The following is an 8,302-nucleotide window of genomic DNA, read 5'->3' as shown; positions in this document are numbered from 1 at the left end:
CTCGCCCAGGCCTGGGCGAGCGCGGACTCCAGGTCGTCCAGGGGGTGCTCGGCGGTGTCCAGCCGGAGGGCGGGGCCGATGTGCACGTGGACGCGGGGGCGGCGCACGGGCGCGGTGGCCCAGCCGACGAGCTGCTTGGCGTGGCTGCCGGAGGAGACGCGGCGGGCGCCCGCGTGCCCGACCGGGATCACCGGGACGCCGGTCGACAGGGCGAGCCGAACCACCCCCGACTTCAGGCGTCCGGGCGGGCGGTCGTGGGAGGCGCGGTAGCGGGGCAGGCCGCCCTCGGGGTAGATGAGCACGCCGCGTCCGGCGGCGAGGGCGTCGGCGGCCTCCCGGAGGGCGTCCGGGGCGCGGCGGCTGCCCCGGTGGACCGGGACGTAGCCCTCCCGGGTGAGCGCCCGGCCCAGCAGGGGCACCCGCCACAGCCCGGCGGTGGCGAGCACGGCGGGGCGCAGGCCGAGCCGGTGCAGGGTGCCGATGAGCAGCACCGGGTCGAAGAACGAGGTGTGGTTGGCGGCGAGGACGTACCCGGTGCCGGGCGGCAGCTCCAGGTGGCCGGTGCCGCTCACGCTCGTGTCGCTGAAGACGGGCACCAGGGCCCCGGCCCATGCGGACAGCATCGGCCCCTCCTCTCCGCCGTGTCTCCCCCGGGGCCGATCCTCCCCGCCGCCGCGTCCGCGCGCACGCCCGTACTGCCCCGAATGCCTGTTTGACGTGCGGCGCCCGCGGGCCGGTGGCTGAATGGCCGGCATGGACTTTCTCGCCGCGTACGACGCGATCCCGGAGGACGACGTCCCGCAGCGGGTGGCCCTGCTGCGCACCGCCATGGCGACCGGCAGGACGGCCCTCTTCGCCGAGCTGCGCGCCCGCCGTCCGGTGTTCAGCACGCCCGTCGGCGTGTTCGTCACCCGGCACCCCGACGTCCTGGAGGTGCTGTCGGCGCCCGGCACGTTCACCGTGGGGGTGTTCGGCCCGGCGCTGGAGGACGTGCTCGGGGCGCCGTTCGTCCTGGCCCGGGACGGTGCCGACGTGCACTGGCGGGAGCGCGGGTACGGGCAGCTGATGCTGGCCGCCGAGGACGCGCCCCGGGTCCGGGAGCTGACCGCGCGGATCGCCGACGAGGTGCTGGACGAGGTGACCGGCCGGGGCGCGGACACCTTCGATCTGATCCAGGACTACGCCCGGGTGGCCGCCGCCCGGGTCGCCATCGCCTATCTGGGGTTCACCGGCATCGAGGAGGAGACGCTGCACTCCTGCACCCGCCGGATGCAGTGGGCGTTCGCCATCAACCCCGGGCGGGACCCGGAGATCCACGCGGCGGGCGTGGCCGCCGGCCGCGAACTGCACGACCGGGTGGCCGAGTTGATCGCCCGCCGCCGGTCCGCTGCGGCCGCCGACGGCTCCGACGACATCCTCGGCCGGATGCTGCGCACGCGGCTGCCCGCCGAGTACGGCTTCGACGACGAGCGGATCAACGCCAACCTGGTCGGCTATCTGACGGGCTACCAGCAGAACGCCACCCAGTGCACGGCCACCGCGCTCAAGGAACTCGCCGTGCGTCCCGAGGCGCTGGCCGAGGCGGTCCGCGCGGCGGGCGAGGGCGACCCGGCCCGCTTCGACGCCTATGTGTGGGAGGCGCTGCGCTTCCACCCGTTCGTGCCCGTCACGCCCCGGCTCTGCCTGCGCGACCACGTGCTGGCCGCGGGCACCCCCCGGCAGACGGTGATCCCGGCCAAGAGCGTGGTGCTGGCCTGCTTCGCGTCGGCGATGTTCGACGAGGAGGTGGTCGACGCCCCGGCCGAGTTCCGGCCCGGCCGCCCGCCCGCGCACAACCTCGTCCTCGGTTACGGCGCCCACGACTGCGTCGGCCGGTACGCGGCCCAGGTGATCGTGCCCGAGCTGGTCCGGCGTGTGCTGCTGCGCCCCGGCGTGCGCCCGCTGCCCGGCGCCGAGCGCGCCCTGGACTACGCGGACACCCCGTTCCCGCAGCACTACCGGGTGCGCTCCGGCCGCAGCGCCACGACCCCGAGCTGACCGTACCCGGCGCCGGACCCGGAGGTCCGGCGCCGGGATGCTTCCCGCGAACCGACCGGAGGACCCAGTGACCGTCACGTTTCGCTCGCCCGAGGCCGGGACCGCGCCGTGGACCGGAGCCCGGGACAGGTCCCGGGACGGCTTGCGCAACCGCTTCGAGACGCATCTGCTGACCCATTACGGCCCGGCCTGGCAGGTGGCCCAGCGCAGCCGGTGGCTGCACCGCAGGCTGAACTCCAAGCTGACCGACCTGGCCGTGCTGAAGGCCCCGCCGCGCCCCAACCCGCTGAGTGTCAAGGCCCCTTACACCTCCTGGGACTCGCTGACCGACCGCTCCTGGGTGGGCCGGCATCTGCCGCCGGTGGCCGAGCTGCCGAAGGGGCTGCCCGCCCCGGAGGAGGTCGCCGAGCTGTTCCGCCGCGAGGGCGAGGGCCGCTACTGCACCCGGTCCAGCGCGCTGCTGCCGGCGTTCGCGCAGTGGTTCACCGACGGCTTCCTGCGCGGCCACGCGGCCACCGGCGACCCGCGCCGCACCGACTCGCCGCACACCCTGGACATGTGCCAGCTGTACGGCGACCGCGCGGACGTCACCGCCTGCCTGCGCACCTTCGAGGGCGGGCGGCTCAAGAGCCGGATCATCAACGGGGCCGAGTTCCCGCCCGCCCTGTGCGAGGGCGGGCGGATCAGCGACGAGTTCCGGGCGATCCGACCGGTCCGGTTCGACGAGGTGCCCGAGGACCGCCTGGACACCCTGTTCGCGTGCGGCGGGGAACGCGTGCACGCGCACATCGGGCCGATGGCGCTGAACGTCCTGTTCCTGCGCGAGCACAACCGGGTGGCCGGCCTCCTCGCCGCCGCCCACCCCGACTGGGGCGACGAACGCGTCTTCCAGACCACCCGCAACACGCTGATCGTGACGATGATCCGGGTGATGCTGGAGGAGTACATCAACCACATCACGCCGTACCACTTCGGCTTCGTCCTCGACCCCGTGCGCACCGACCGCGGGGTGTGGCACCGGGAGAACTGGGCGACGATCGAGTTCAGCCTCGTCTACCGCTGGCACAGCCTGATCCCCTCCACGTACACCATCGCCGGCCGCCCGGTGCCGCTCGAGCGGACCATCGCCAACGCGCGGCTGGTCGTGGACCGTGGCCTCGGCCCGCTCTTCGAGGACCTGTCCCGCCAGCCCGCCGGTCTGGCCGGGCTGTTCAACACCGACGAGCTGCTGCTGCCGATCGAGGCGCACAGCGTCTCCGTGGGCCGGGAGCTGCGGCTGGCCTCGTACAACGACTACCGCGTCCACTACGGCTTCCCCCGGGTCACCGATCCGCAGCAGATCTCCGGCGACCCGCGCGTCCAGGAGGCGCTGCTGGAGATGTACGCCGACGTCGACGCGATCGATCTGTACGTCGGGCTGTTCGCGGAGGAGCCGGAGCCCGGTGCGATCTTCGGGCGGCTGCTCGAACGCATCATCTCCGTCGACGCGTTCTCCGAGGCGCTGAACAACCCGCTGCTCGCACCCCGCCTGTTCGGGCCCGACACGTTCTCCCCCGAGGGCATGCGGGTCGTACGGGAGACCCGCAGCTTCTCCGACCTGGTGCACCGCAACCTGCCGGAGGACAAGGCGCGTTACGACGTGTCCCTCGGCCGGGGCGCGGCGCAGACCCGGGCCGCGCTCCGCTGACCGCGCCCGGTCCCCGGCCCGCGCCGGGCGGCCGGGCTCAGTCCCGGGCCCGCGCCAGTGCGAACAACCCCTCGGCCGCGGTGCGCAGTTGCTCCGCCGCCGTGGCGCAGGCGGCGGCCTGCCGTTCCAGCGCGGGGCGGCTCCACTCGGGGGCCGCCGGGCAGCCGTCCAGGGTGGCCGCGGTGCTGCGCAGCCGCCGGGCGTACTCCTCCATCAGGCCGGCGTCCGACCGCAACTCCTCGACCCGGTCGAGGAGTTGCGTGTCGTACGACGTGATGTCGGGGGACTCGGTCACCATGGCGCGCTCCCGGGGGGCGGTGGGGGGACGTCAGCGCGGCAGGACGGCGCCGGCGCTGCGGTGGAGCATGAACTGGGGACAGGTGAGGACGAACCGGGGCCGGGCCGTGTCGATGCCGAGCCGGCGCAGCTGCCCGGCGAAGGGTTCGGCCGCCGCGGTGTCCAGTCGCAGTCGGACGCCGGCGCCGGTGTGCAGCCGCAGCCTGCCGTGGGCCCGGACCAGGGTGCGGATCGTGCTCTCGCCCCGGCGGCCGTAGAGGATCCAGTCGGCCTCGGGGCAGCGCATGCCGCGCCCGAGGCGGCCGTCGACGGCGAGGCCGAGGTCCGGGGACCGGACGCCGATCTCCCGGCCCATCAGATCGGCCTCGGCGGTCACCCGCAGCGCGGGCTGTCCCCAGATCTCCTGGGCGACGACCCGGGCCTCCTCGCTGGTGACGCCGAGGGACAGCACGTGGCGGCCGGTGCGCCGCAGGTCGACGCGGCGCAGCAGGTCCGCGGCGACGTCGTACGGGCGGGGCCGCCACAGGTCGTCCACCAGCACGGACAGGGCGATCTCGGTGTACGGGCCGATCGTGGTGCAGCGGTGCTCGTACAGCGACAGCACCGCCATGGCACGGCGGGCGGCCCGGCTCGGGGTCATCCAGGTGACGTCGGGCAGCAGGCCGCGGGCGGTGTCCGCGTCGACGGGGTAGCACAGGTGGGCCGCGGAGGAGTCGTAGTAGCGCACCGGTACGTCGATGGGGCCGGCCGTGGTGGGCAGCGAGGTGGTGGGCAGGGTGAGGAAGGGGTAGCCCTCGGGCGGGTTGGCGCGGTCCTTGAGCTGGTAAGCCTGGGTGCGCACGACGGGGCCGCGGTAGGGGGTGAGGGCCTCGTCGACGCGCTCGCGGGCCTCGGGGATGACGGTCCTGAGGTGCTCGATGTACTCGCGGAGCATGTGGCACAGCGGGAACTCGTGGGTGGGGCCGGTGTAGTCGACCTCGTACCAGTTGGGGTGCGGGTCGAACGCGGAGCCCGCGCCGCGGCCGTCGAGGACCGGCACGATGTCGTGCTGGTTGGTGATGCTGGCGACCCAGGTGCGCGGGTCGGCGGGTTTCTTGGTGTCCACCGGGGAGCCGACGGCGATGACGTGGGTGACCCGGTAGGTGCGGCAGAACTCCTCGTTCTGGGCGAGGTTCATCACCGCGATGCCGCCCTCGCTGTGCCCGATCAGCGCGAGGTCGGCGCCGCGCGGGATGCCGTAGTCCGCCAGGGCGAGCAGGATCGAGCGGGTGTACGGCGAGTCGGTCATGAACAGGTTGCGCCAGGCGCCGACGAAGTCCTGCGGGGAGTCGTTGCGGGGGCGGCCGGGTGCCATGCCCGGCGCCTGGAGGACGTACCGTACGACGCCGTCCGGGCCGCGCACGTTCTGCAGCAGGATCCGCCCGTCGGTGGAGAGCATCTCGATGTTCCGCAGGAAGCCGAGGAAGGACCCCTTTGGGGCGATGACCTGCCTTTCCTGGTCGGTCAGGTCGACGGCCTCCGCGGCGCCCTCGCCCTTGTCCATGCCGGCGAGGTGGGCGGCGCTGATGCCGTGCACCGGGTCGGCGGACAGCTCGCGGCCGGTGGCCAGCGCCCAGCCGGTCTCGTCGTTCTTCGGGTCCTCGTCCAGCAGGGCGCGGATCGCGAGGAGTTCGGCCATCAGCGGCGCCAGCCCGGACAGGGCGCGCTGCGCGCCCTGGTCGCGGAAGAGGGCGCGCAGGGACCGTACGGCCGCCAGGTCCTTGTCGGCGGTGACGGCCTCCGTCAGCCGGCGCATGCCGGGATCGCGCACGAACTCGGGGTGGTCGACCAGCACGGCGGCGATCCGCAGCCGCAGCGAGGTGACCGCCACCAGCGCGGCCAGGTTCTCCCGGCCCAGCACCTCGCCGGCGGCGCCGAGGACATGGCCCATGCCCCTCGGTGCCGTGATGGCCGAGCCGCCGAGGCCCTGCTTGTTCGTCAGGGCCCGCAGCAGCGCCCACCGGGCGGCGAGGCCGGCGCGGGGGCGGCGGCGCGCGGCGGCGGCCAGGGCCGGGGCGAACAGTACGGTGCTGGTGCGCTCGGACACCGCGCGGATGCCCTCGGCGACGTCGACCACGTCCCGCGCGCACCGGCGCAGCTGTTCCCTGGCGTCCTGGCCGTCCGGCGCGGGCCGTCCGGGTGCGGTGCCGTCCGCTCGCATCCGACGCTCCCTGGGTTCGACGACATGGGGCGGGCCGCGTCCGAGGTCGCGGCCTCGGTCCCATGGTCGGCCAGGGGGAACGCGCCCGCACCTTCATCCATCCAGGTAGAGGTTGCCGCCGGGTGCCGTACGGCCGCCGAGCCTGGGCGGCGCGGGCAGGGGGCTGCCGCATAATCGCCGCACATGACCCCCTGTGCTCCCCCGCCCCTCCTCGTGGGAGGCGCGCCGTGACCGTGTCCCCCGACCGCCCGGAGGGCCTGCGCGCCCCGCTGCCCGACACCGTTCCGGTCGGTCTGCCGCTGCGCACCGGCTATCTGCTCACGCTCGTGGTGGGCCCGCTGGCCGTGCTGGCGCTGGTGCTGCCCGTCGCCCTGGCCGGCGGCTGGGGGCCCCGCTGGTACGACGGGGTCCTCGGCGCCGGGATGTACGCGCTGTCCATCATGGGCATCACCGCCGGCTACCACCGCCACTTCACCCATCTGTCGTTCAAGGCGAAACGACCGCTGCGGATCGCCCTCGGTGTCGCGGGCGGTCTCGCCATGGAGGGCCCGGTGACCCTGTGGGTGGCCGAGCACCGGCGCCATCACCAGTACGCGGACCGGGAGGGCGACCCGCACTCGCCGTGGAAGTACGGCACCGGCCGGCGGGCGCTGCTCAAGGGGCTGTGGCACGCCCAGGTGGGCTGGTTCACCTCGACGCTCCGCTCCCACCACCCGCGGTACGCCCCCGATCTGCTCGCCGATCCGGACGTACGCCGCCTGGACCGCTGGTATCCGCTGACCATCGCCGTCTCCCTGGGCCTGCCGCCGGCCCTGGTCCTGGCGGTCACGCAGGACGCCCGGTCCGCGCTGGTCACCTTCTTCTGGGCGAGCCTGGTCCGGTACGCCGTCGTCCATCACGTCACCTGGTCGGTCAACTCCGTGGCGCACGCCTTCGGTCCGCGCCACTACGCCACCCGCGACCAGTCCCGGGACGTGCCCTGGGTGGCCCTGCTGACCTTCGGCGAGGGCTGGCACAACCTCCACCACGCCGACCCCAACAGCGCCCGGCACGGCGGCCTGCGCGGCCAGCCGGACCTCACGGCGTGGCTGATCGCCCGGTTCGAACGGTGGGGCTGGGCGTACGACGTACGGTGGCCGGACGAGCGGCGGATCGCCGCCCGGCTGCGCGCGGAGGCGGCCGGCCGGCGGGTGCCGTACGGTCAGGTGCCGGCGAAGTAGCGGGTGAACGGGGAGGAGTCGACGGCGAAGATGCCGTTGAAGGGCTCGTTCAGCTGGTAGACCAGCAGCACGGTGAAGGTGATGAGCGCGCTCAGGCCCATCACCATCACCACGTGGGTGAAGCTCCGCCGCACCCCGAACATGAACATGAAGACCACGGTGAGCAGGCCGCCGACGATCAGCCCGAACCACAGCACGGGTGACAGGGTGTCGGCCGCGTCCGCCTCCCGGCCGCGCCGGGCGTCGTCCAGCGTGCTGAGCTGGGCCAGGGTCTCCTGGAGCGTGGCCTGCTGGGCCGCGGTGGCGCCGGCGGGGATCTGGCCCGCCGCGCGGAGGTCGTTCAGCAGGTCCCAGCCGCGCCGGCCCGGCGGCTGCCCCGCCGCCATCGCGGGCCACTCGGTGGACACGACATGGTGTACGTACGCGTCGACGGCGCTGCGGGTGCGTTCCCCCTCCAGCGGCGGCAGCCCCGCGGACAGCAGCCGGATCTGGTGGGCGGCGCTGGCCTCCGCCTGCACATGGCCCACCGCGCCGGACCGGGTCTCCCATACGGACACCATCGACAGACCGAGGACGAGGGCGTAGAGCACGCCGACCATCATGGAGATGTACTCGGCGACGTCCTCGCGGGGTTCCTCGTCCGGGGCGGGGGGCCAGTAGTGATGCCAGATCACCACGATGCCCGCGGTGACCATGGCGATCCCCAGAACGACGGCGAAGGTCTCGATCATCGACTCGGTCTCCTGTCGTCTCGGTGTGCTCGGTGTGCTCGGTGCGTGCACGGGACCCGTCCGCCACTCGTCCGCCGCCTACTTGCCGATGCGCCGCGAGCCGAGGAGGGCGGCGGCGAGGGCGGCCGGG

Annotated in this window: 7 protein-coding genes; 3 read left to right on the top strand and 4 right to left on the bottom strand. The window is 74.1% G+C overall.

What is annotated here, in order from left to right; translation table 11 throughout:
- Positions 1-623: lysophospholipid acyltransferase family protein (locus tag CCN44_RS31450; protein ID WP_086701457.1), on the bottom strand; the 623-nt coding region annotated here is incomplete at its 3' end.
- A 130-nt stretch (positions 624-753) separates the two neighbouring features.
- Between CCN44_RS31450 and CCN44_RS31445 the strand changes: the two genes are divergently transcribed.
- Complete coding sequence (locus CCN44_RS31445) at positions 754-2,037, top strand: cytochrome P450 (RefSeq protein ID WP_094372408.1); 1,284 nt, start codon at positions 754-756, stop codon at positions 2,035-2,037.
- A 67-nt stretch (positions 2,038-2,104) separates the two neighbouring features.
- On the top strand, positions 2,105-3,724 hold the full coding sequence (locus tag CCN44_RS31440; RefSeq protein WP_208639877.1) for a peroxidase family protein: 1,620 nt from the start codon (positions 2,105-2,107) through the stop codon (positions 3,722-3,724).
- A 37-nt stretch (positions 3,725-3,761) separates the two neighbouring features.
- Here CCN44_RS31440 and CCN44_RS31435 read toward each other — a convergent pair whose 3' ends face one another.
- The gene (locus CCN44_RS31435; protein ID WP_086701448.1) at positions 3,762-4,022 is read right to left on the bottom strand and encodes a hypothetical protein; all 261 of its coding nucleotides are present in this window, start codon (positions 4,020-4,022) and stop codon (positions 3,762-3,764) included.
- A gap of 30 nt (positions 4,023-4,052) precedes the next feature.
- Complete coding sequence (locus CCN44_RS31430; RefSeq protein WP_086701445.1) at positions 4,053-6,221, bottom strand: acetoacetate decarboxylase family protein; 2,169 nt, start codon at positions 6,219-6,221, stop codon at positions 4,053-4,055.
- A 227-nt stretch (positions 6,222-6,448) separates the two neighbouring features.
- Between CCN44_RS31430 and CCN44_RS31425 the strand changes: the two genes are divergently transcribed.
- Positions 6,449-7,441 carry an acyl-CoA desaturase gene (locus tag CCN44_RS31425; protein ID WP_223283689.1) on the top strand — a complete coding sequence of 331 codons (993 nt, stop codon included), beginning with the start codon at positions 6,449-6,451 and terminating at the stop codon, positions 7,439-7,441.
- Here CCN44_RS31425 and CCN44_RS31420 read toward each other — a convergent pair.
- Complete coding sequence (locus tag CCN44_RS31420; RefSeq protein WP_086701438.1) at positions 7,423-8,172, bottom strand: bestrophin-like domain; 750 nt, start codon at positions 8,170-8,172, stop codon at positions 7,423-7,425. The two genes, CCN44_RS31425 and CCN44_RS31420, sit on opposite strands and share 19 nt — an antisense overlap.
- Positions 8,173-8,302 lie beyond the last annotated feature (130 nt).

The organism is Streptomyces tricolor, from assembly GCF_002155905.1.
Lineage (GTDB): Bacteria > Actinomycetota > Actinomycetes > Streptomycetales > Streptomycetaceae > Streptomyces > Streptomyces tricolor.
This window is presented reverse-complemented; position numbering and strand designations above follow the sequence as displayed.

Excerpts from the sequence above, each read along its gene's own strand:
- CCN44_RS31420 (WP_086701438.1), bottom strand. The coding sequence starts at position 8,172 with ATGATCGAGACCTTCGCCGTCGTTCTGGGGATCGCCATGGTCACCGCG.
- CCN44_RS31430 (WP_086701445.1), bottom strand. The coding sequence starts at position 6,221 with ATGCGAGCGGACGGCACCGCACCCGGACGGCCCGCGCCGGACGGCCAG.
- CCN44_RS31435 (WP_086701448.1), bottom strand. The coding sequence starts at position 4,022 with ATGGTGACCGAGTCCCCCGACATCACGTCGTACGACACGCAACTCCTC.
- CCN44_RS31445 (WP_094372408.1), top strand. The coding sequence starts at position 754 with ATGGACTTTCTCGCCGCGTACGACGCGATCCCGGAGGACGACGTCCCG.